The following is a 23,187-nucleotide window of genomic DNA, read 5'->3' as shown; positions in this document are numbered from 1 at the left end:
ATTCACCTACTTTATTCGACAGGCGTGTAGTATAATTTCAGGAATTCTTCGTAGACAAAGGACTCGATTTCATTGGTCTTGGATTTGTACGGTCGGCAGAACCAGATATTAAAAGGCAAAAAGTCTCTGAAGCGGACCATGGTGTGCTTGTCCTTGTCCACCAAATCTTCGATTGGCCGGGGCAGGAGGGTGATGATATTATTGCCAGATGTGGCTTCGATTAGGTAGTCCCAAGAGTAGGCTAGGAAGCTGAGCTTAGGCTTGATTTTTTCTTTTTTGAACTTGTCCTTGAGGAGGTGGTAGGTGGTGTAGGACTTGTTAAAGGTGGCGACTTGATAGGGTTCAATGTCCTTCCACTCTAGCAGGTCCTTGCTAGCCAAGGGATGATTCTTGTCCATAAAAGCCACGTATTCGTCCATCTGGATGATGTGCTGCTCGTATTTTTGGCTATCCAAGGAGGTCGGCTCAATGACCACGACAAAGTTGAGGTCCTCAGCCAGGAACATACGGTTAAGGTCCACTCCTCCTCCTTCGGTAATCTGGATATCAATATTTGGGTGTTTGAGCAGGAAGTCCGGCAGGATATTGGCAAAATAGACCCGCAATATCAAAGACGGAATACCCAGACGGATGGTGCCCTTCTGCTTGGTAGACTCGGTCTGAATCATTCTTTGCATGTCTTCATATTTCTCGACAATTTCGGTGGCAAAGTGGTAGACACGCTCACCTGCCTCGGTCAGTTTTTCCAGGCGACCATTTTTACGATGGAAGAGCTGGAGCCCTTCATTGGTCTCAAACTGGGTGATGAACTGGCTGAGAGCTGACTGGCTGATATGAATCTTCTTGGCGGCTAGGGATAGATTACAGTTGTTCTCAACAATATTGATAAAATACCCCATTTGAACAATATCCATTCCCATAGCATATCCTCCTTTGTCCTTTTGGACAAGCGTTTTTCATATAATCTTGTCTCACCTATCTGAACTGGTAGCTAGGTGATGTTTTTTCATGTTTTGTTTATCGTTTTGCCCTAAAAATCTGGCAACTAAAGTTTCAATTTGTTTTTAGTAGACAACGATAAATTCCTCGATTTATTATATCATATTGCTGAATACTTTTAAATAAATCTGCTCGAATTTCACAAATAAATCCCAGCAAATTGACTACTGGGATATTTCTTGTACTTAACATCTATCAAACCGACCTCAAGAACTGTCCCATTGTCTTGTTGCTAGTAAGTGTAGCTAGTAAAGTCAGGTTTGCGGAAATGCTTTCCTAGATTGGCATGGTGATGACATTGTCAGCAACGACCACGTCACCTGCTGTTTTTTCTAGGACTTCTTCTACCGTCACTCCAGGAGCTACTTCCTTGAGCAGGTATTTGCCATCTTGGAATTCAAATACGGCTAATTCGGTGATGACCATGGATACCACTCCTTTGGCAGACAGTGGCAAGGTGCATTCTTTGAGGACCTTGGATTCACCGTTTTTATCGACATGTTGCAGGGCCACAATCACGCGCTTGGCACCAACCAAGAGGTCCATGGCGCCGCCCATGCCTGGCGCGAATTTTCCTGGAATAATCCAGTTGGCAATGCTGGCGTCCTGGCTAACTTCGAGGGCTCCAAGCACAGTCGCATCCACGTGACCACCACGGATGATGGCAAAGGATGTTTGGATATCAAAGGTTGAAGCTCCTGGCATAAGGGTGATGGGAGCACCACCTGAGTTGGCAATATTTGGATGGTAGTTATCCTTGCCTGGGGTTTCACCGAAACGAAGGGCTCCATTTTCAGCTTGGAGGATAACGCTCACTCCAGCTGGGATATAGTCAGCAGATGCGTTTGGAATACCGAATCCCAGGTTGACAACGTCTCCGTCATGGAATTCTAAAGCGACACGACGTGCAATAACTTCTTTTGCTTTCATATTTTTACACCCCTGCTAGTTTCTTCGTTTCTGTCCAGAGAGCACCCATCATTTCATGGTGTTCTTGTGCTGTCAAACCTTGGACGACATAATCTACTAAAATACCAGGAATATAGACATCATCCGGCTTGATTTCTCCGATTTCTACCACTTCATTGGTCTCAACGATGACTGTGTCGGCAGCCAGGGCCAGTTGCAATGAAATGTTTTTAGTGGTTCCTTCGATGTAAAGGTTTCCGTACTTGTCTGCCTTGCTGGCCTTGATTAAGGCTACGTCAATTTTCAATGGATCATAGACTAGGTACTCACGGCCGTTGCGGACAACTTTTTCTTGTTTTTCTTCTAGGATAGTTCCAACGCCTGTCGGTGTCAATACGGCACCTAGACCTGCACCAGCAGCGTGGAGGCGTTCAACCACTGTGCCCATCGGTGTGAATTCAACTTCCATCTCACCGCTGAAGTAGGCTTTTTGGGCACCTGGTGAGGTTCCGACGTGGGCTGCTATGTATTTGGATACTTGGTGGTTTTCGCAGAGGCGACCTACTCCGACTTCCTTACCAGGATGGGAGGTTACGACAGATGTCAGAGTCAGGTTTTTTGTGCCTTGTTCCACCAAGCCATCAATCAATTCAAAGGGTTCACCGACACCGAGGAAGCCTGAGATTCCCACGATGTGTCCCGGTTGTACCAGCGATACTGCTTCTTTGAGCGTTACAATTTTTGCCATTTTTTTCTCCTCGTCAAAGCTACTTATTTCCGTGTAAAGACTGCTTTTCGTTTTTCAACAAAAGCGCCCATGCCTTCTTTTTTATCCTCTGTTGAGAAGAGGAGTGCTTCTGCTTCTGTTTCCAAGCGGATGGCACTTTGCAGTGGTAATTCTGTTCCCACGCTGATGACATGTTTGGCTTTTTCGACAGCCAACGGAGCATTCTTCAAAATAGATTTTGCTAGATTTTCAGCTTCCTGCATCAATTCCTCTGCTGGGACCAGGCGATTGAGTATGCCGAGTTCGACTGCTTCTGGTCCTTTTACATTTCGAGCCGTGAAAATGAGTTCCTTGGCCTTGCTGATGCCGATGAGGCGTGGCATCCGTTGGGTTCCTGCAAATCCTGGTATAATTCCAAGTGTCACTTCAGGGAAGCCCAAAAGAACTTTTTCATGGCCCAAACGGATATCGGTTGAGAGAGCCAATTCCATTCCACCGCCCAGGGCATAGCCGTTCACGGCTGCGATAGATGGCTGGCGGAGGTGTTCTAGTCTGGAGAAGGTGTCATTGGCATAGGTCATGTATTCGAAGGCTTGTGTCGGCGTCATCTTATCCATTTCCTTGATGTCTGCGCCGGCTACAAATGATTTCTCACCTGCACCTGTAACGATGACTACACCAATTTCTGTACTGGTTTCCACTACATCCAATACTTCATTCAAGTCTTTCAAGACTTGTGAGCTGAGGGCATTCAATGCTTCTGGACGATTGATGGTGATATAACCGATGCCATCTTTGACGTCCAACAATACAGTTTTGTTCATAAACATTCTCCTAATGTGTGATGTGATTGGTCACCTAGGGTCAACAATGTAACCAATCTATTGACAAAATGTAAAACGCTTACATTATTAGTTTATCAACTATTTACATATTCGTCTACTTAAGAAATTTTAATAGTCGTATTAGTTGGGCTTATAGAAATTGTGCGAAAACTAACTTATTTATTGAGGTTGTTCAACCATCAAAAAGTAAAAAAGCACCCAGATTTCTCCGGGCACTAGAGGTTAGGAAGCTTTTTTAGATTTAGCAATGTAGTAAAGCTGGAGCAAGATTCCGACCACGGCCATGCCGATGACGATATAGAAGGCCATAGAGTAGTCTCCATTGTTGGCTTGAGCCAGACGAGCACCCAGCTGTGGTCCTGCAATAGCAGCCACACCGTAAGCCGTAAACATCCAGCCGTAGTTGGTACCTACATTGGCCACACCCCAGTTATCAGCCGTGATACCTGGGAAGGAACCGAGGAAACCACCGAAGGACAGGGCAACCAGCATGACACCGATGATAGCCAGGACACTGCCTTCACCTTTAAAGGTCGCTGTCAGGAAGAGCCCTCCTGCTACTGCGGCAAACATGGCAACAACGGTCGGGTAGCGACCAATTTTATCAGACACGGCTCCCCAGAAAATCCGGCCAAAGGTATTGGCGATGGAAACCAGCATGACAAAGAATGTCGCTTCACTGACCAGCTTGTATTGGTCAGAGATGGATGCGGCACCACCGATAATCATCATACCACCGGTCGCACCGAGGATGTAAATCAACCAGAGTAGCCAGAAATTGCCTTCACGCAACATTTCCTTATGGGTCTTACCAGTCGGAGCTGCAGCACCTGGTGTCGGAGCAGCTGCTGGAGCCTTTTCCATGACCAGGGAAGACGCACAGATGACCACCAAGAGGGCAATACCCAGTACATTGAAGGTCCGGTAAACACCCATGGCGCCAATCATGCCTTTAGCAACTGGCCCGATAATCAGGGGACCAAGACCAAAGCCTGCCGCTGTCAAACCACCAGCCAGACCTTTTTTATCAGGGAACCATTTGGAAGCGACCGAAGTGGCTGCACCGTAGGCAGACCCGATACCTAGACCCAGGATGACACCGTAGGTCAGATAGAGAATCGACAAGCTGGTTGCAAAGCCTGTGGCAAACATGCCTAGACCAAAGAGGATACCACCTAAGAATACAAATTTCTTAGGACCGAGGGCATCAACCTTGGGGCCGAAAATAATCATTCCGACCGGAACCATGGCAAAGGAGATACTAAAGGCCAGTGAGGTCTGAGCCTGTACCCATCCTTGGTCGGCATTGGCTTCCAAGAGAGCTTTTTGGAAAACGGACCAGGCATAGCCCGCTCCCAAGGAGAGGTTGGTCAAGATGGCCGCCGCCAAAATGACCCAACGATTTGGTGTTTTTTTCATAATCTTTCCTCACATAATCTACAAATGGTGAAAGTTACTCAATGAAAATCAGGAAGACGCGGAGAACTCTGTCGCTTATGGTTTTATGGCGACAGGCTGAAAAGCTCCCCCAGAGCTTTTCACCATCAAGTCGAGTCAACAACGTCTGCGTTTAATTTTCGAAGAGTACTATCTGCTCACGATAACGGCTATCCCCATACCACCACCGATACAAAGAGTTGCTAAACCGCATTTGGCATCACGTTTTTGCATTTCATGTAGAAGTGTGACAAAGATACGGGCGCCTGACGCTCCGATTGGGTGACCGAGGGCAATGGCACCACCGTTTACATTGACAATATCTGGATTGAGTCCTAGTTCACGATTGACTGCGCAAGCTTGGGACGCAAAGGCTTCGTTGGCTTCAACCAAATCTAGGTCACTGACAGACAAGCCTGCCTTATCCAGGGCCTTACGGGATGCGTAGATAGGACCGCAACCCATAATAGTTGGATCTAGACCTGCACTTGCATAAGATTTAATAGTAGCAAGGACTGGCAGACCCAATTGTGCAGCTTTTTCACTGCTCATCATAATGATAGCCGCTGCTCCGTCATTGATACCAGAGGCATTTCCGGCAGTAACAGTACCGTCATTCTTGAATGCTGGGCGCAATTTAGCCATGCCTTCCATGCTGGCATTTTCACGTGGATATTCGTCTGTGTCAAAGACGAGTGGATCGCCCTTGCGTTGCGGAATCAGGACTGGTACGATTTCGTCTTTGAATTTACCTGCCTTGATAGCAGCGACAGCCTTTTCCTGGGAACGAACCGCAAAGCTATCCTGATCTTCACGGGTAATATTGTACTTGTCTGCGACATTCTCCGCAGTAATCCCCATATGGATTGGCTCGAAGGCATCCGTAAGTCCATCTTTTAGCATGGTATCAATCACTTTGCTATCACCCATGCGGGAACCCCAGCGCTGATTTTGAATAACATACGGCGCCTGGCTCATATTTTCCGTACCACCTGCAATGACAACATCTGCATCTCCCAAAAGGATAGCTTGAGCTGCTAGGCTGATGGTTTTCAGACCAGAACCGCAGACCTTATTAATGGTGAAGGAAGGAGTCGTTACAGGCAAGCCAGATTTGATACTAACTTGACGTGCGACGTTTTGTCCAAGACCTGCACCAAGTACATTACCAAAAATCACTTCATCCACCAAAGTAGGATCAAGGTTAATTTTTTCGAGTGCGCCTTTGACAGCAGTTACTCCCAAATCAACAGCAGATATATCTTTTAAACTTCCACCGTAACTGCCAATTGGTGTTCGAACAGCTGCTACAATTACTGCTTCTCTCATTTTTTTCTCCCTTCCTAATACGTAAAGAATCCTTGACCAGTCTTACGACCAAGTTTACCAGATTCCACCATTTTTTTAAGAAGTGGAGCTGGACGGTATTTTGGATCGGCAAAGCCGGTATTCAGAACATTCATGATAGCCAGCACCACATCCAGACCAATCAAATCTGCCAAGGCAAGCGGTCCAATCGGATGGTTGGCACCCAGTTTCATGGCTGTGTCAATTTCTTCTGCACTGGCAACGCCTTCTTCCAAGACAAAGATTGCTTCGTTGATCATTGGAATCAGGATACGGTTGACCACAAAGCCATAGGAATCCGCCACGCGCACTGCTGTTTTATTGATTTTTGCAGTGACTTCTTCTACCGCAGCAGCTGTTTCTGGAGAGGTTTGAATGGCACGAATAACTTCGACCAATTTCATAAGAGGAGCTGGGTTAAAGAAGTGCATACCTAGCACCTTGTCCGGACGACCTGAAGCGGCAGCGATATCGGTCACAGACAGGGAGGAGGTATTGGATGCCAGGATGGTTTCTGGAGCTGTAATCTCGTTTAATTGTTTAAAGATGCTCAGCTTGATATCGCGGTTTTCAGTCGCTGCTTCCACCACCAATTGCACATGTTTGGCATCCTGGTAATCTGTCGACGGGATCAATCGTGCATAGGCTGCGTCTGCTTCTTCCTGAGTCATTTTTTCTTTACCAACAGCACGATCAAATTGTTTCTTAATACCTGCTAGACCACGTTCAACAAATTCTAATTTAATATCATTGAGATAGACAGTGAAGCCTGATTGGGCAAAAACTTGAGCAATCCCGCTGCCCATTTGACCAGACCCAATGACCATAACATTTTTAATTTCCATTATACTTTTTTCCTTTCCTTTCGCCCTAGAGCCAATATCCTGGGAGCAGGAGATTCCCCACTCCCGGATGAATTGCTTACTCTTAGAAAATCATTTCTCTTTTCAAAAGCCTTGACCAGCGAAAATCTCCAGTGGAGGTTTGCGGCCTGTCGCCTTGAGCCGAGAGATGGATTTTCAGTGAGTTTTAGACGAAGGCACCGATTCCAGTCAATTCACGCGCCACAATCATGGCATTGATTTCGTGTGTTCCTTCATAGGTGTAAATAGCTTCCGCATCTGTGAAGAAGCGAGCAACTTCTGTTTCGTAGGTAATACCGTTACCGCCGCAGACTTCACGAGCCAGGGCTACTGTTTCTCTCATGCGGAGAGAGTTGTGGAGCTTAGCCAGTGAAGAGTTGAGCATTTCTTCTGTGCCAGATTCTTGGATTTCGGCAATGCGTGCGGAGTAAGCAATGGCTGCCTGCACATTTGCCTGCATACGAGCCAATTTTTCCTGTACCAATTGGAAGCCACCGAGTTTGCGGCCGAATTGTTCACGAGTTGTGGTCAAGCGAAGGGCTGCATTGAAGGCACCAGCCGCTGTACCCATGGCAATGTAAGCAACGTCTGCGCGTGTGCGAACGAAGATTTTCGCTACATCACCATAGCCGTTGATATTGACAAGACGGTCTGCTTCAGGAACTTCCACATCTTTGAGTGTAATGTGACCATTGTTTACGATACGGAGGGAAATCTTGTGCTCCACGTTTTCCACAGAAAGACCTGGGCTACCTTGTTTCACCATGAAACATTTGATTTTCTTGGTTTCCACATCGCGGGCAAAGATTGGAATAAAGTCTGCTGTCTTAGCACCACCAATCCAGCGTTTTTCGCCGTTCAATACCCAGACATCACCCTTGCGCTCAGCTGTTGTTGCAAGACCACCTGCAATGTCAGAACCATGGTCAGGCTCTGTCAAACCGAAACAGGTCTGTGCTTCAAAATTACGAACTGGTGTACCAAAGCGCTCAATCTGCTCCTGGCTACCACCAATGAGAATCGTATTGTAACCAAGTCCGCCATGCACTGTGTAGAAGGTTGCAACAGACGGATCGAAGCGAGCCATTTCCAGGTAGAGGAAGGCGTTGTAAAGCTCACCAGCCTTCCAAGATCCTTCGCGACCAACGAACAAATCTGGGTGAGTCATAATTTTGGCTGCTGCAAATGCTCCCAGGATTTCTTCACGTGGAAGCAGGGCTTTTTCATAGCTGTCAATCAAGACTGGACGAACACGTGCTTCTAATTCTTGGCGCAAGTGTTTCAAGACTTTCAGTTCACCCTCCGTCAATTTTTCGGCATAACCGAACAAATCTTCTGGGTACAACTCTCTAGCTAATTCTTTAACTGACATGGTAATAGACTCCTTTTTGTATTTTTTGCTTTTTGTAAAGCGTTTACATTTTGTTGACAACATTATAATATAACGAAATTACATAAAAATCTACTTAATAAAAATTAATACGACTATAAGTGAAGATTATAGAATTTCACAAAGTAGGAAAACACAAGAATCCTTACCATTCCTAACTTTGGAAAGTATAAAAATAGGAAGAACAGAAAGTTTGTGAAGAAAAAAGCAGACCGGATTCTGAATCCAGCCTGCCAAAGAGGAAATTGGTAGTGTATTAAAAATTAGAGGTGGAGTTTCTTCAAGACATGCTCTGCTTCTGTAAAGATTGTCTCGATAATGGCCTTGGCAGGCTTGATGTCATTGACCAGACCAGCAATTTGTCCAGCCATGAGAGAGCCGTTTTCAGCATCTCCATCCTTGACCGCCTTGGCAAGAGCCCCCATGGTGATTTCTTCCAGATCATGACGGGAAGTAGCCTGGGCCTCGATTTCCAGATATTTGTCTGTCATAGCATTGCGGATACAGCGCACCGGCGCCTTAAATTTGCGACCAGTCACGACAGTTGAGGTGTCTACCGCATCCAGCACAGCCTGCTTGTAGCTATCTGGTATCGGGCATTCTTCTGCCGCGAGGAATACGGTCCCCATCTGCACCCCTTCTGCTCCCAAGGCAAAGGCAGCGACCACACCATGGCCATCTGCCACACCACCTGCACAAATCACAGGAATATCTAGAGCAGCAGCCACCTGTCTCGTCAGGGGCATGGAGGCCGTTTCGCCGATGTGACCACCAGCTTCCATCCCTTCAGCCACTACAGCATCGCAGCCCAATTCCTGCATTTTGAGGGCCAGCTTGACACTTGGAATAACTGGGACCACCTTGATACCAGCTTCCTTGAGACGAGGCATATAGGGTTTCGGCGTACCTGCACCTGTGGTCACAACCTTAACCCCTTCTTCAATCAGGACTTCCACAATCTCTGCCACATTGTCCATCATCAACATCAGATTGACCGCAAACGGCTTATCCGTCAGGGCCTTGGTCTTCCGAATTTCCTCTCGGACCTCATCTGCCGTCATGCCGCCTGAAGCAAGAATACCCAGACCGCCAGCATTTGAGACAGCACTGACCAATTGGTGACGAGAAATCTGAGCCATGGCTCCTTGGAAAACGGGATACTGGATACCCAACAATTCTGTAACACGATTCATCTTGCATATTCCTCCTATTTCGTTATCTTTGTCACAATCATACCAAATATTGAAACCCTTTTCAATCCTTCTTCTATTACAAAATCTTATGTCAACCATAACAAATTGTAATGTGTCTGGACTAGCCTATTTTGGCGGGATAACATTGGCCTGACCAGCTATGACCTTGACACCATCCTGATTGATCACGATAGTCTCCAAGGTCAACCAGCCCTTGTCATCAATGGCTGTAATGGTTGCAGTCGCAGTCAAGGTATCCCCGATTCCAACGGGTTTGAGGAATTTCAACTCCTGCCCCAGATAGATGGTGCCAGGACCAGGCAGATACATGCCCAAGACGGTTGAAATCAAGGAAGCACCCAACATGCCGTGGGCAATCCGCTTCTTGAACATGCCCTGTGAAGCCTCAACTTCGTTGACATGGGCAGGATTCAAATCACCTGAAATCCCTGCAAAAAGGATCACATCTGTCTCTGTAATGGTCTTAGCAAACTGACCCGTCTGCCCAATTTCAAATACTTTTGTCATTGTACTACTCCTTTTCGTCATTTTATTTATCCTCAATGAAAATCAATCTAGCCACCAGCAGAACTCTATCACTAACTTATTTCAAGGCGACAGGCTGAAAGGCTCTTGACAAGGGATGGTTTTGATTTTCGAAGAGTTTTAGTTGATTTTTTATTATTTTTTACTATAATGGGGTCAAAGAAAGGGTTATTATATGAAATCATATCCTATCCACTACCATACACTACACAATGGAGAGCGCCTAGCCTATTCAAGAACTGGCACTACTGGCCCAGCCTTGATTCTCCTGCATGGCAACCTGAGTTCGTCGGTTCATTTCTACCAGCTGGCAGAGGCTCTGGAAGGAGACTTTCAGCTAATTCTTCCAGACATGCGTGGCTTCGGGCATTCCAGCTACCAGCAGCCTGTCCATTCCCTGCAGGAATTGGCTCTGGACTTGGTGGAGCTCATGGATGTGCTGGCAATCCCTAGCTATGCTATCCTTGGTTGGTCCACAGGCGGTGGGGTTGCCTTGGAAATGGCTGCGCTAAAACCACAAGCCGTTGAGCAGGTATTTCTCCTCGCCTCCATCGGCATACAGGGCTACCTGTCTCCTAGCGGTATCAATCGACCTCAATTAGGCCTGCTGCCGCTCCTCATCCAGACCAATCGTGCCATGGCCAAGTGGAATCCCGTCCTGCAGAAGGTCGAGTTGGCCTTACAAAACCGTGACCAGCGTATCCTCAAGAAAATAATGGACCCCCTCTACCAACTCTACCCGATTTCTGAGCAGGATTACCAGGCCTATATGGATGCCATGTGCCAGCAGCAAAACTACTCTGACATCTTTATCAACCTCTTCACCTTCAATATGACCAATCGGACAAACGGCCTGGTCGCCGGAACCAACCGGATTCAAGATGTCACCTGTCCGGTCATCATTATCCACGGGGACAAGGACAAGGTTGTTCGCATGGACTCTGCTCTTCTGACCTATCAGACCTTGAAGCAACAGGCCCAGCTCTATGTCATGGATGCTGGTCACTCTATCCAGACAGACCAACCTAATCAGCTAGCAGACATTCTAAGAAAACATCTCCTCTAGCGAACAGGCCACATTGATAACTTTCCCCATTATAGACAAGGAGCTGGGCTTAAGCCCAGCCCTTTTTACTCATCATGGGTTTTATAGAAATCCATGAGTTTTGGTATTACTTGTTGGCGGGACCGCTTGCTGACAAAGAGGCCGATATGGCCGGAATCATAATAGACAGTCTCCGTATCGTTTGAGCCAACTAATTTCGGTAATGGTTCAGAAGCCAGAGTTGGCACTTGGTCATCCCGATTGGCAATGATATTGAGCAATGGCTGCTTGATATTCTTGAGATTGACCGTTTCATCACCGATTTTGAGCTCGCCCTTGACCAGCTTATTATCATGGTACATGTCATTGGTAAACTGACGAATGGTCGCTCCAGCCTGGGCAGGGCTGTCAAAAATCCAGCTTTCCAGGGCCAAGAAATTGGTCATGGCTTTTTCATTGTCCAATTTATCAATCAAATCCAAATATTTATTGGTGGTTAATTTGATAGGCGATAAGAGCAAGAAACCGTTGTTCATGACTTCTCCAGACAGGTTGCCATAGGCTTCGACCATACTGTCTGCATCCATATATTTGCCCCATTGGAAGAGCAACTTATCACACGGAGAGAAATCAATCGGCGCCACAACAGTCACCAGATTCTTGACCAAGTCAGGATTGAGGGCTGTAAAGATAGTCGCAAAATTGGCTCCCTGGCAAATACCGAAAAAGTTGATTTTATCGGCACCAGAATGGTCCAAAACAGCCTCCACACAGTTGCGCATATAGCCCTGGATATAGTCTTCCATGGTGATATACATGTCATCCTTGGTCGGATAACCCCAGTCGATGACATAGAGATCCGCCCCCGCATTGAGCATATCTTCCACAAAGCTATTGCCCTCCTGCAGGTCTAGCATGTAGTATTTATTGACCAGGGCATAAGAAATCAGGGTCGGCGTCTTGAGCGGTCGTTTTACTTTTGGTTTGAAATGATAGAGGACCAACTTATCCTCTGCGTAGATAACTTCTTTTTCCGATACGCCACCTTTTGGTCGTTCCAGCTTGGTCAAGGTTTCAATGCCCTTAATCAAGCGTTGTTGGGATTCCAGGGCATCCTGGATATTTTTCTTCGGTATGGTAAATAATTCCTCAAACATAGGCCATCTCCCTTCTTACTTATTTGCTGTCAGCTTTCTTGCTGGGCTTGGTCTTAGCAGGCTTGGCCTCTGCGCCTTGCTTGATGTCCTTGAGTTCGCGCTTGAGCTTGGTCACTTCGCGTTTCAACTCTTGAACCTTTTTATACAGGCTGCGCGCATCACTTTCTAGGACAATCGGCAGGCCTTTAAGGACTAATTCCAAGAGTTTATTGCGGGCAATGACAAACTGCGCATTGGCGGTGCCAAATTTGGCCAAGAGTTGAGAAAATTCATCTGAGTAGAAATATTCTTGTAAGGTTTTTTCTACTTCATTAGACCAATGATGATAAAATTCCTTGTAGGTCTGGGGCTGCTCCCCTTTTTTAACTAGGTCTACAAATTCTTCCATCAAGGTCTTGGCCCGATTTTTGGTTACTTGGGTTAGTTTTTGCTGGAACTCTACACTTGTTAGGATTAACTGAATACTATTGTCAATGAAGGCGTTCTGAGCTTCAATCTTCTCCGTGTTGTTGCCCATGCCTGGAATGCGCAAGAGCGGCGCTACTGTCTGCTCATACTGGCTCTTCCACTGGTCAAAGAAACCAGCCAGCTTGTCTGGATCTCCGTTGGCACCCTCGACATAGAGACGACTGAGGTCAAAGAAGGATTCAGCCCACGGCCCCAAGAATTGAGACCAGTTATCCTTGAGCGCGCCGGTCAGCTGATAAGGCGCTTCTAGGATTGAGCGCAGCTGGGCAGGAATATAGGGTTGGACAAAATCATCATAAAATTGCTGACCATCTGACATCCACTTGTTGACCCATTCCTTGCCATCTTCTTCAAATGGCTTGGAATAGAGGTCACGAAGGTTGTCAAAATAGCGATAAAAACTAACAAAATGCTTGTTGGCATCCATCATCTTGACCAAGGTTGCATAAGAATCCGAATCAAGGGCATCATAGAGACGGGATGGATTGAACTGGTTGCGGTAAAATTCCAAATAGGTATTCATATCTGGAAATTGGGAAATGTAGTTGCCCAGAGGTCCTTCTTGATAGGCCTTTTGCATCTGTTCTGTCCAGCTAGACTGAAGTTTGTTCCAAGAATCCAGGGCAGGATTGGTCATCCCAGTTTGGAAGGGCATGGTAAATCCATTGGTCGGATTCAAAGATTTGAGATAGTCAGTGAAGAATTGCTGCTGGGCGGTCAAAATATCTGCCATACCTTTTGGGCCATCTTCAGCCTGTTTTGGTATCAGACTTTGCCACTGCTCAGCCATTTTCTTTTGAGCCTCAAACCACTGATTGATCATATCGTATTGGGACATAAGATTCCTCCTTATAAGAATTCGGTCAATTCCTGGACCGTCAGGTTAGACAAGTGGGACAGTCTACCTACAATTCTTATCTTATTATAGAGAGTTTTCAATTTCAAGCTGTCATACTCTAAATGCAACTTAGAGTTTTTTATAGCAACTAGTAGGCCAACTAATACATAAAAATAATACGGCGCTCACAGTTAGCTTTTGATACTCAGTCAAATTCAAAAAGTGTAGATATCGGTTCGTTTTCTTAATCGACAAAAACATATTTAAGATTGTTTTTTGTTAAAACCTAGCTAGGATGTCTGTTCGCCTCTAGAGATTTCCAAAGATTTTCTCTAGAGGTCTCCCCCTCTTTCAGAATGGTTAGATTGAATTTTGCTGGGTTTAAGCAAACAAAAAGCAGGCTCATCATCAACAAGCCTGCTGTCATTCGTTATCATTCTTCCTTACTCGTATGTCGCTTGCCAAGGTCCTTAGCTTCTTGCTCCGACATGCTAATCACTTTTGACCAATTGGTATTCTTAGGCATATTATCCTTGGAATACCAATAAACATCCGCCTTTCCATTACGGGCAATATAGACGACCGGAGCCAATTCCTGACTTGCTTCCGTGCTTGGATTAGTCGCTTGCTGGCTGGATGCAGATGCTGTCGTCGAGCTACTTGTCGTTTCAGTTGGTACCAGACTAGGCTTGGCTGTCCCCGTCAAGTAGTCAATCTCCGCATTCTTAGAATAATTCTCCAAAATGACCCGCGTAATGCCATAGGCATCGACTAGCTCTTTTTCACTACCCAGCCGAATCTCCAGTAGATTCCCAGCCTGATCTATGCCTACGTATTGGAGCTCAATCTGGCGTGGCAGCAATTCATCACCTCTATAAATCGGAGTCACCCGATAATCCAACCAATAATTAGGATGGGTTGCCAGCCAAGAATCCAGCCGATTTTCATAAAAAAGCATGCCTTCAATGTTGGTGTCCTTGGTCCCTTTGTAATGACCACTATTGGTCCAGGCAGTCAGGGGGACCAAATTTTCACCCTGGTCGGTCAAGCCGCTAAACTGGTAGCCGATTAAGTGACCACGATTGAAGAGATAGGCCTTCTTCCCATCCTTGTTATAGGTCAGTTTGTAATTGTGCCAGCCTACAGGATTGTATTTTATCCGAGGCTCCCTCTGCTTCTTGGGTTCATCCTTATCCTGCAATTGAATATGGGCAAATGTCGCACGTCTGAGATGGTCAAATTCTCCAAGAACTAACTGCTTCTGACCTGTAAAAGGCAGTAATTGCAAGCCCTGGTAGTCCACTTGATTGGCCAGGGTCACAGGCCCATTGCCGAAAAATAAAATCACCGTCAGAATGCCAAGGATGAGCCGAAAAATACGCCGTTTCATACATACTACTCCTTAGGATAAACGAAATCTGTCTATCATTAGTATATCATGAAACCGCTTCATATTCACGACAAAACTGAAACATCTTGGCCTGCTTAGCCCATCTTATTTCACCGTTTCAATCCGCCACTGCCTCAAACCTCTAAACCGCACTGCTCCCTGCTGGTCCGTCCGATAAATGTGCATATCTTCATGTGCAAATCGCTCCAAGGTTTCTTGATGAGGGTGCTTGTAGCGGTTATTTTCCCCAGCCGATACCAGGGCAATCTTGGCCTTGATATGGTCCAAAAATTCAGGATAAGAGGAGCCTTTGGACCCATGATGCCCCGCTTTTAAGACATCGACCGGCAGAGTGGGATAGGTCTCCACCAGCTCCAGCTCACTCTGCTCCAAATCCCCCGTAAAGAGGAAATTGGCCTGCAAGAGCCTGCCGTAAAGCACGATAGAATCATCATTGCCACCGTCACCTACGAGCTTGGGATAAAGCACCTCCAGATGAGAATCAAAAATCGGCAATCTATCTCCAACCTGCACCACTCTGACAGGCGCATTGACCGCCCTCAACTTCTCCACAAAGTCCGCATCGGTCACACTTCCCGGCGACACATAGATAGTTCCAATCTCCACAGCCTTGGCTACAGCCAAGAGGTCGCCCACATGGTCTGCATCGGTATGGGTCAAGACCAAACTGTCAATCCTGCCCACACCTCGACTATGAAGGTAAGGAATCAAGGTCTGCTCTGCATTGGCCTTGCGCGACCGCTCCTGCCAGGCCTCCTTGGCTGCAAAATCCACGCGCCCACCCACATCAATGAGCACCGTCCGCCCCCGCCAATCCCGCAGGAAAAGGCTATCTCCCTGCCCCACGTCCACCATGGTCACCTCGTTTTCCAGGGGATGTTTTGTCATGAAAAATAGCAGAGCGAGGACCATGCTGAGACCAATCAGCCATTTTTTCCGCCTGTGAAAATCATAGAGCAAGAAAAGACCGACCAGCAAAACCAGCAAGACCAGAGGTGATGGCTTGCCAAAAATCCACGGACGCAACCCCAAATCCGCCACCCAGACAATGATTTTCTCCAAGAGGACAAAAAATCCATTGACCCAAGTAATTTTGACCAAGGGTGACAGCAGGAAAATCAAGGACAGACCTGGTAGGAGCAAGACATCGAATACAAAGGAAAAAGCAAAGGTCAGCAGAATGGACAGGGGCTGGAAAGAATAAAAATAGCCGATTAGAATAGGTAAAATCCCAGCCGAAATAGCCAAACTCTCCACCGCAATTTTCTTAAACCAGCCCAAGTCCTCGAAGTCAAAAACTGTCAGCAAGAAAGCGTAGGTAAAGGTCAGGACACCGCCTGCTGTCAGCAAAAAGCGTGGCATAATGAGCAGGCAAACAAAGACCGTCACCGCAAAGTTATCCAACCTCCGCAACCCCAGATTGCCCAGAATTTTCTGTACTAAAGACCGGACGACAGAAACCGACCAGCCTGTCAGACCAGCATAAACAAGTGAAAAGGGAATTTGAACCTTGTCCACCGTCTCCTTGGTCAGACCCAGCCGCAGGAGAATCCAACGAAACTTGTCCACAAAAAAGCCAACCTGCATACCAGACAGGGCAAAGAGGTGGATAATGCCTAGACTGGAATAGAGCTCACTCATCTGGTCAAAATCGCTATCCAACTCCCCAAACAAAAGCCCCGTCATATAATGGCTCATGGGAGCAGGGAAATTGGTTTTCACATAGACCAGAGCCTTTCTGCGCAGGCTAGATAGCCAGTCCAGAGGATGCCAGCTCACAACCTTGTCAACCTTATGAATAGCCGCAACCTTGACCGTCCGATAAATGCCCTGGGTCCGCAAATAGGCAGCATAATCAAAACCATTGAAATTACGCTGACCGGCTGGCCGGCTCACCTCAGCCTCTACCGTCAGCTCAACCAGGTCCGACAGATTTTGAAAAGCTTCCTGCTCCTCTTGGCTGGTCAATTTGTAGAAGGCTTGGTAAACTCGCCCGTCAGCCCGACCGCGAAAGGACAGGCTGTCTCCGTTGATGTCAATGGTATCTGGAATGACCAGTAGGGTCGTCACTTGCTCAGGGGCTGACTGGTCTACCCTGGTCCATTGATACAACTGAAATCCGAAGAAGAGACTACATAGGCCTAAAAGCGCCAGCAGTCTGACTAAAGCCTTCTGCCCCTGCTGCAAGCAGAAGACCACCAAGAGAAAACTGAGCAGGCCTATTGCCAAAAGCGAAAAGCGATGAACCACAAAATATAGGGAGACGACTAAAAAGGCCAGGTGGATAGGCTGGCAGGGGAGCTTAAACCGTGACATAAGGCCGGATGTTCTCCAGGGTCTTGTCGCCGATACCCGACACATTATTGAGGTCGTCGACGCTCTTGAAGCCACCATTGGCCTCCCGATAGGCGATAATGTCCGCCGCCCGCTTGGCCCCTACGCCTGAAATGGTCTGCAGTTCCGCCTCGGTCGCCGTATTGAGATTAACTAGACCTTGCTTGTCGTCTTGGTTTTGGGACATAGCAGAGCTGTAATTGCTGCTTGCCACCACCGAGATATTTTCACCTTTACTAGCCACATAGACCACCGCTTCGTCGCTCAGCTTCTGAGCCAGATTGACTGACTTCTGATCTGCCTCCTGGGAAAATCCACCCGCAGCCAGCAGGGCATCGTTGACCCGGCTGCCATGTTCAAGGGTATAGAGTCCCGGCTTTTTCACCGCTCCCTTGACATCGACCACCAACTGGCTGCTCACTTCAGTCGAGCTAGACGCTGTTTTCGTTTGGTCCTCAGATGATGCAGAGCTTGTCTGCTCTGTCCTGGTTAAGTCAGCTAGACGTGTTTGGTCAACGGATTTGGCAGGTTGGCTAAAGAGCAGAAAGCTGGTCAGAATGACCCCTGCCGCAGCCGGCAGACCAATCTGCCACTTATAGTTTTTCAATATTTCGATATAAGAATGGATATTGTTCATTTTACTACCTCCAACTAGTAAGTGCGTAAAAGAACAGAAAAAACTCACAAAATTTGCGAGTTTTTTATCTCCTTATTTCTTGTCCAATTCAACCGATGGATTCCAGACGAAACTAGCCAGGTAGCTAAATACATAGGTCAGTCCCAAAATCAAGGCCACCAGCAAAAGTATCGGAATACGGTAGATATAGGTCAAGACATTTGGTTTTTTCTTGGTTTGGAAGGAGCCAGCGTAGTCGTCCAAGCGTTTGAATTCTACCTCGATACGACGGGTCACTTCTGCTGTTCCTGCATCGTCCATGCGCTTGATGTCTAAAATATCAATTGGATTGCCAAAAGCCACATCAATCCGCTCACCAGCCAACAAGCCCTTGAGGGTCAGAGGACCGACATAGGTCGCAGGCATGAGCTTGACCTTGGCAGACTTGGCAATCACAGCCACCCCTCCCTTGAGCTCAGATGAATGTCGGCTGCCAGACGGGAACATGACCAGGGAGCGGTCGCTTTTTTTCAACATGTTAACTGGATACTTGATGGCTGCCATACCAGGATTTTCACGGTCAATAGGAAAGGCACCACACTTGCGAATCCACCAACCAAAGCCACGGTCCTTGAAGAGTTCCTTTTTGGCCATAAAGATAAATTGCTTTGGTGCCGCCGCATAGCCCATGAAAACAGGGTCCCAGAAGGTCTTGTGAGGAGCAATCAGAATATAATTCTCTTCCTTGGGCAGGATATTTTCCTTATCATGGTAGTGAATATTGCCATTGACAGCCCAGAGTAAAAATGATAGTAATGTTCGTAAATAAGCGTAAAACATAGATTCTCCTTTTTATCCCTTCTATTATAGCATAGTTTGAAAAATGGTGTTGCCTTTTCTCTGGTAAACTTGGTTCTAATCAAAATATGATATCACGACTTTTTTCTTGCCAACATGGTCGCAAACCGCATTTTGAGGAAGTTACCATTTTCATCACGCTTATGAAGTTGACCAAAGTCTTCATTGTACTTAACCAAGTCCCAGTCACGGTAGTATTCCTTCAATTCACCTGAACCAAAGGTAAAGGAGAAATTCATAGGACAAGGTGCATCTTCCGTATCCATGGCTGCTACAATCAAGTTGTAACCACCAGGTCTTGTTCGTTCCTGCATATTTTGGATAATGGCGGGTACACGGTCATACTCCAAAAACATGAAGACCACAGTTGAGATTATCCAGTCGTAGTCCTGCTCCAGACTGGCTGAGTTGATGTCATAGGTCCCAGCCTGTAAATCCAAATCCTCCGCTTCCTTGACCTGCAAGAGTGTCTGAAGGCTCGGCACATGCTTATCAACTGCCGTCACCTCAAAACCCTGCTGGGCCAAGTAAAGACTGTTACGACCATGACCGCAGCCCAAGTCCAAGACCTTACAAGGTTTGATAGTATGTAAGGCCTCCAAGACCTCCGAATGCGTCCGCGTGTAGTCGTACTTTTTAGCAAAATAGTCTTCTGGCTGACAGAAAAATTCCAAGAAAAACTCCGTATCCTCTGTCAACAAGGTCACCCGATGCCAAGCCTGTGGCTCAACAAAAGGAATCTCATCTGTCGGACCATAGACAAATTCTCCCAAAATTTCATTAAGATCTGAAATCAGCTCAAATTTGAGTTGCCCTTTCAAAACCTTGATTTTGCCCCAAGTACCTACCTTGGTATTGTGCTTGGTCAAAAAATGCTGGGGAACCGTATCCTGATTCCAAATAGGCATCCGTTTGTAAGGAACTAAAACTGTCATTATTTCTCCTTTTTGTCAATAGTAGTTCTAGTCTATCACAAAGAAAATTGGAATTCAAACTGATTTTTTACTTGACTTGGAGTGAACTCCAAGGTGTATAATATTTTATATCAATCAGAAAGGATATTTACTTGTAAATATAGGTGTATAATAAATATGAAAGCAGCTATTTATGAAAAAGCCGGTAAGATGACCGTTGCAGAAATCGAAAAACCTAGCCTTCAAGCCAAAGATGATGTCATTATCAAGGTCGTTCGGGCCTGTGTTTGTGGGTCGGACCTTTGGGGCTACGGAGAAGACATTCACCATGACCACGGTGACACAAACTCTGGTCATGAAGCCATCGGTATCGTTGAAGAGGTAGGCGAAGACATTACAACACTTGTTCCTGGTGACTTTGTGATTGTTCCATTTACACATGGTTGCGGACACTGTGATGCCTGTCGTGCTGGCTTTGATGGTACTTGTGACAACCATCCAGGCTACACCAACTGGGGCAACAACTACCAGTCTCAATACATTCGTTTCCACTACGGCAATTGGGCCTTGGTCAAAATTCCTGGTCAGCCGAGCGATTATTCAGAAGGGATGATTAAATCCCTCTTAACCTTAGCAGATGTCATGCCAACAGGTTACCATGCGGCTCGCGTAGCAGATGTCAAACCTGGTGACAAGGTTGTTGTCATCGGTGATGGTGCAGTGGGTCAATGTGCCGTCATTGCTGCAAAAATGCGCGGAGCTTCTCAGATCGTCATGATGAGCCGCCATGCAGACCGCTAGCAAATGGCTTTGGAATCAGGGGCTACTGCCATCGTAGCAGAACGTGGCGAGGAAGGAATTGCCAAAGTCCGTGAAATTCTTGGAGGTGGCGCTGATGCTGCCCTCGAATGTGTTGGTACAGAAGCTTCTATTGACCAAGCCCTCGGTGTGCTTCACAATGGTGGTCGTATCGGTTTTGTAGGTGTGCCTCATTACAACAACCACGCCCTCGGCTCAACTTTTGCTCAAAATATCATTATCGGTGGTGGCTCGGCTTCTGTCACAACCTATGATAAGGAAATTTTGCTTGATGCTGTTCTCAAAGGACAGATCAATCCCGGTCGCGTTTTCACCCAAACTTACAGCCTAGACAATATCGACCAAGCCTACAAAGACATGGCCAACCGTAAAACGATTAAAGCTATGATTACGGTGGATTAAGGTGCCAAACATGGTTAAAAAATTCAAGAGTATCTAGTAATAATCTCCAAGTTTGAATCACTTATTACACAGAAAAGTAAAATCCCTCACCTACCTAAAAATCGTGGTGAGGGTTTGTTTATACATCATTAGGGCATTTCAACTACTAGAAAAGTGTAAGCAGTCTACATATCAGATTATCACTCTGATTGTATCAATCCACTCAATCTCATTATTATCCATTCAAAACAACGTCATTTCTGACAAGGTTTGTATTTTGAAAAATCTCTTAGATTCAGTTTTGGATCTGGTTTTGGGATATAGTTTTTCTAACGGGCATTGTGACGAAACCTGAAGTAATACGACTAGCAAAATGTGTTAGAAAACTGATTATGGTAGAAAACTGCAAGATATTGGCGCCAATGACCAGAGCAACGATAATGTACAACAGAATTCCTGTTTCAATAGAGCATCCAGTTGATTCACAAATTAATTACTTTTATTTTATTATATATTTCAAATCCTAATATTCACTGAGTTGATTAAATTAATTAAATTCAACTAAATAACAATAATCATTCAAAGCATTGTCTGCAAAATAATTAAAGTAGTTGCTATGAAAAAATTGGTAGCTAATATCTGCTAGAAACGACATGTCGAATAGTTTCATTTGCAATGAACTAGGCAATAAATAACAAGACAACTATCTTGACTGCGTATCAATTGTAAAATAGGTTGTGAATGTTGTTTTGTTTCTTTCACCAGTGGTTCTTATTGACAAATTTATTCTTAAGACTTAGTGTTTAATAAACGTAACTTGATTTTTCTTCAAATTCTCTGGGAATTGTTTTCTAACATATTTCGTGTAAGCTTCTTCTGTTAATTTGATATACCCATCTTCTATCCCCGTTGCAATAAGACTTTCAGACTCAATAAATTTCATGTTTTGTGTGGTTGCAACATATATTATTGGATTTTTTATTTCTCCTTGAGTCAGCGAATCTAATCCACCATCATAATGATAAGTTTCAAACACAATTGTTCGTTCATTTTGAAACCTTGTTTCTAATAAATTATTTCCATCTAATCCATTTAATGCATCAGTGGTAAGAAAACTTTTTATCTTATTCTTATCTTCTTCACTATAAATATCCGGCAGTAAATACAATCTAGTTCCATTTTTTGCTTGATCTATCAGTTTTTCAGGTAGATCTAACCCAGTATCTATGAGATAATTTGGTGATACCGTAAAATACCATAAATCCATATCAGGTGCATATATATTATAATGACTATCACGCCATTCTCTCATTAGCTTGGTTGAATAATGAACAGAGTTTAAAATGTAAACTCCATCCTTGCCTTCAATGCTCTCATACCAGTTATACATGTCTTTAGACATTTGATCTACACTAGATCGTAATTTTGTTTCATCGCCTTCTATAAAGAATCTATCAATATAATAGTAATCTGAATCAGAATTTGAAACACATGCTCCGAGCATCGTCAACATGCATGTTAGAAATATTGAAATAAATATTTTCTTCATCAGTATTCCTCCAATTTTTGCAGACAGTACAAACAGGGTATCACATTATCATTAAATACTTTTCCAATCCCAAACTATTAAATAAAAGTTTTTATTCTTAGCTTTTTCAAATAGTAAATACCAAAATTACACATTAATTATAACACAAAACAAATAAGTAAACAACCCCGCGTTGTAAAATGAAGTGCAACAAAAAAGACATGTTCGTCTGATATACTAGAATTCCCCAACTCAGTATAGAAAGCAGATGAACATGTCCAACACTCATTCTACCAGAAACTCATCCTATTCTCATCTCTCAGCCACAGAACGTGGTGAAATTGCAGCTTATCTTAAAATGGGAAAGAAACCAATTGAAATCGCTCGGCTTCTGGGTCGTCACCGGTCTACAATCTGTCGAGAAATCAAACGTGGTTCAGTAGATCAGGTACAGGATAAAAATGGGAAACGAACTTATTTCAGCACCTATTTCGCTGATAGTGGACAACGTGTATATGAGACCAATCGCCGAAAGTGTTCTTATCTCAAGTTGAATGATTGC

At 45.4% G+C, this 23,187-nt stretch carries 20 protein-coding genes and 1 pseudogene; 3 read left to right on the top strand and 18 right to left on the bottom strand.

Annotation, left to right across the window (positions count from 1 at the left end; all coding sequences use genetic code 11):
- Window positions 1–11: 11 nt before the first annotated feature.
- The 10 genes from ACHBIE_RS01650 to ACHBIE_RS01605 form a co-directional block, all read right to left on the bottom strand.
- Complete coding sequence (locus tag ACHBIE_RS01650) at window positions 12–914, bottom strand: LysR substrate-binding domain-containing protein (RefSeq protein ID WP_172095588.1); 903 nt, start codon at window positions 912–914, stop codon at window positions 12–14.
- A gap of 361 nt (window positions 915–1,275) precedes the next feature.
- Complete coding sequence (locus ACHBIE_RS01645; protein ID WP_105138173.1) at window positions 1,276–1,929, bottom strand: 3-oxoacid CoA-transferase subunit B; 654 nt, start codon at window positions 1,927–1,929, stop codon at window positions 1,276–1,278.
- A gap of 4 nt (window positions 1,930–1,933) precedes the next feature.
- On the bottom strand, window positions 1,934–2,656 hold the full coding sequence (locus ACHBIE_RS01640; protein ID WP_105110502.1) for a CoA transferase subunit A: 723 nt from the start codon (window positions 2,654–2,656) through the stop codon (window positions 1,934–1,936).
- 23 nt (window positions 2,657–2,679) lie between these two features.
- The gene (locus ACHBIE_RS01635; protein WP_170242631.1) at window positions 2,680–3,459 is read right to left on the bottom strand and encodes an enoyl-CoA hydratase-related protein; all 780 of its coding nucleotides are present in this window, start codon (window positions 3,457–3,459) and stop codon (window positions 2,680–2,682) included.
- Between the two features lie 243 nt (window positions 3,460–3,702).
- A complete protein-coding gene (locus tag ACHBIE_RS01630) occupies window positions 3,703–4,899 on the bottom strand; it encodes an MFS transporter (protein ID WP_172010144.1) in 1,197 nt (398 codons plus the stop codon).
- A 168-nt stretch (window positions 4,900–5,067) separates the two neighbouring features.
- Window positions 5,068–6,246, bottom strand: a complete 1,179-nt coding sequence (locus tag ACHBIE_RS01625; RefSeq protein WP_174852519.1) for an acetyl-CoA C-acetyltransferase — start codon at window positions 6,244–6,246, stop codon at window positions 5,068–5,070.
- Window positions 6,247–6,260: 14 nt separating this feature from the next.
- Window positions 6,261–7,109, bottom strand: a complete 849-nt coding sequence (locus tag ACHBIE_RS01620; protein ID WP_167785918.1) for a 3-hydroxybutyryl-CoA dehydrogenase — start codon at window positions 7,107–7,109, stop codon at window positions 6,261–6,263.
- Between the two features lie 184 nt (window positions 7,110–7,293).
- The gene (locus tag ACHBIE_RS01615) at window positions 7,294–8,499 is read right to left on the bottom strand and encodes an acyl-CoA dehydrogenase family protein (protein WP_105122330.1); all 1,206 of its coding nucleotides are present in this window, start codon (window positions 8,497–8,499) and stop codon (window positions 7,294–7,296) included.
- Between the two features lie 281 nt (window positions 8,500–8,780).
- Window positions 8,781–9,710: a nitronate monooxygenase gene (locus ACHBIE_RS01610; protein ID WP_105110508.1), complete on the bottom strand. Its 930-nt coding sequence runs from the start codon at window positions 9,708–9,710 to the stop codon at window positions 8,781–8,783.
- A gap of 126 nt (window positions 9,711–9,836) precedes the next feature.
- Window positions 9,837–10,238, bottom strand: a complete 402-nt coding sequence (locus ACHBIE_RS01605; RefSeq protein ID WP_394732558.1) for a MaoC family dehydratase — start codon at window positions 10,236–10,238, stop codon at window positions 9,837–9,839.
- 193 nt (window positions 10,239–10,431) lie between these two features.
- Here ACHBIE_RS01605 and ACHBIE_RS01600 point away from each other — a divergent pair, with 193 nt between their 5' ends.
- Entirely contained in the window at window positions 10,432–11,322 is an 891-nt protein-coding gene (locus ACHBIE_RS01600; RefSeq protein ID WP_394732557.1) for an alpha/beta fold hydrolase, read from the top strand.
- A gap of 65 nt (window positions 11,323–11,387) precedes the next feature.
- On the opposite strand, the gene phaC is transcribed toward ACHBIE_RS01600, so the two are convergent.
- The 7 genes from phaC to tehB all read right to left on the bottom strand — a co-directional run bounded on the left by phaC (window position 11,388) and on the right by tehB (window position 19,918).
- Window positions 11,388–12,458: a class III poly(R)-hydroxyalkanoic acid synthase subunit PhaC gene (phaC, locus tag ACHBIE_RS01595; RefSeq protein WP_394732555.1), complete on the bottom strand. Its 1,071-nt coding sequence runs from the start codon at window positions 12,456–12,458 to the stop codon at window positions 11,388–11,390.
- 19 nt (window positions 12,459–12,477) lie between these two features.
- Entirely contained in the window at window positions 12,478–13,764 is a 1,287-nt protein-coding gene (locus ACHBIE_RS01590; RefSeq protein ID WP_394732554.1) for a poly(R)-hydroxyalkanoic acid synthase subunit PhaE, read from the bottom strand.
- 433 nt (window positions 13,765–14,197) lie between these two features.
- A complete protein-coding gene (locus ACHBIE_RS01585; protein ID WP_172067374.1) occupies window positions 14,198–15,154 on the bottom strand; it encodes a DNA/RNA non-specific endonuclease in 957 nt (318 codons plus the stop codon).
- Window positions 15,155–15,259: 105 nt separating this feature from the next.
- On the bottom strand, window positions 15,260–17,491 hold the full coding sequence (locus ACHBIE_RS01580) for a DNA internalization-related competence protein ComEC/Rec2 (RefSeq protein WP_394732553.1): 2,232 nt from the start codon (window positions 17,489–17,491) through the stop codon (window positions 15,260–15,262).
- The gene (locus ACHBIE_RS01575) at window positions 17,478–18,146 is read right to left on the bottom strand and encodes a helix-hairpin-helix domain-containing protein (RefSeq protein WP_105122323.1); all 669 of its coding nucleotides are present in this window, start codon (window positions 18,144–18,146) and stop codon (window positions 17,478–17,480) included. The genes ACHBIE_RS01580 and ACHBIE_RS01575 overlap by 14 nt, the downstream gene beginning before the upstream one ends.
- Window positions 18,147–18,218: 72 nt before the next feature.
- Window positions 18,219–18,965 carry a 1-acyl-sn-glycerol-3-phosphate acyltransferase gene (locus ACHBIE_RS01570; protein WP_105122322.1) on the bottom strand — a complete coding sequence of 249 codons (747 nt, stop codon included), beginning with the start codon at window positions 18,963–18,965 and terminating at the stop codon, window positions 18,219–18,221.
- Window positions 18,966–19,057: 92 nt separating this feature from the next.
- The gene (gene tehB, locus ACHBIE_RS01565; protein ID WP_105122321.1) at window positions 19,058–19,918 is read right to left on the bottom strand and encodes an SAM-dependent methyltransferase TehB; all 861 of its coding nucleotides are present in this window, start codon (window positions 19,916–19,918) and stop codon (window positions 19,058–19,060) included.
- A gap of 156 nt (window positions 19,919–20,074) precedes the next feature.
- Here tehB and ACHBIE_RS01560 point away from each other — a divergent pair.
- Window positions 20,075–21,118 (top strand): annotated as a pseudogene (locus ACHBIE_RS01560) (zinc-binding dehydrogenase).
- A 775-nt stretch (window positions 21,119–21,893) separates the two neighbouring features.
- Here ACHBIE_RS01560 and ACHBIE_RS01555 read toward each other — a convergent pair.
- Window positions 21,894–22,646: a hypothetical protein gene (locus tag ACHBIE_RS01555; RefSeq protein WP_105122320.1), complete on the bottom strand. Its 753-nt coding sequence runs from the start codon at window positions 22,644–22,646 to the stop codon at window positions 21,894–21,896.
- A gap of 253 nt (window positions 22,647–22,899) precedes the next feature.
- Here ACHBIE_RS01555 and ACHBIE_RS01550 point away from each other — a divergent pair.
- Window positions 22,900–23,187: helix-turn-helix domain-containing protein (locus tag ACHBIE_RS01550; protein WP_394732624.1), on the top strand; the 288-nt coding region annotated here is incomplete at its 3' end.

It is taken from the genome of Streptococcus sp. A23, assembly GCF_043674155.1.
Classification (GTDB): domain Bacteria; phylum Bacillota; class Bacilli; order Lactobacillales; family Streptococcaceae; genus Streptococcus; species Streptococcus suis_V.
This window is presented reverse-complemented; position numbering and strand designations above follow the sequence as displayed.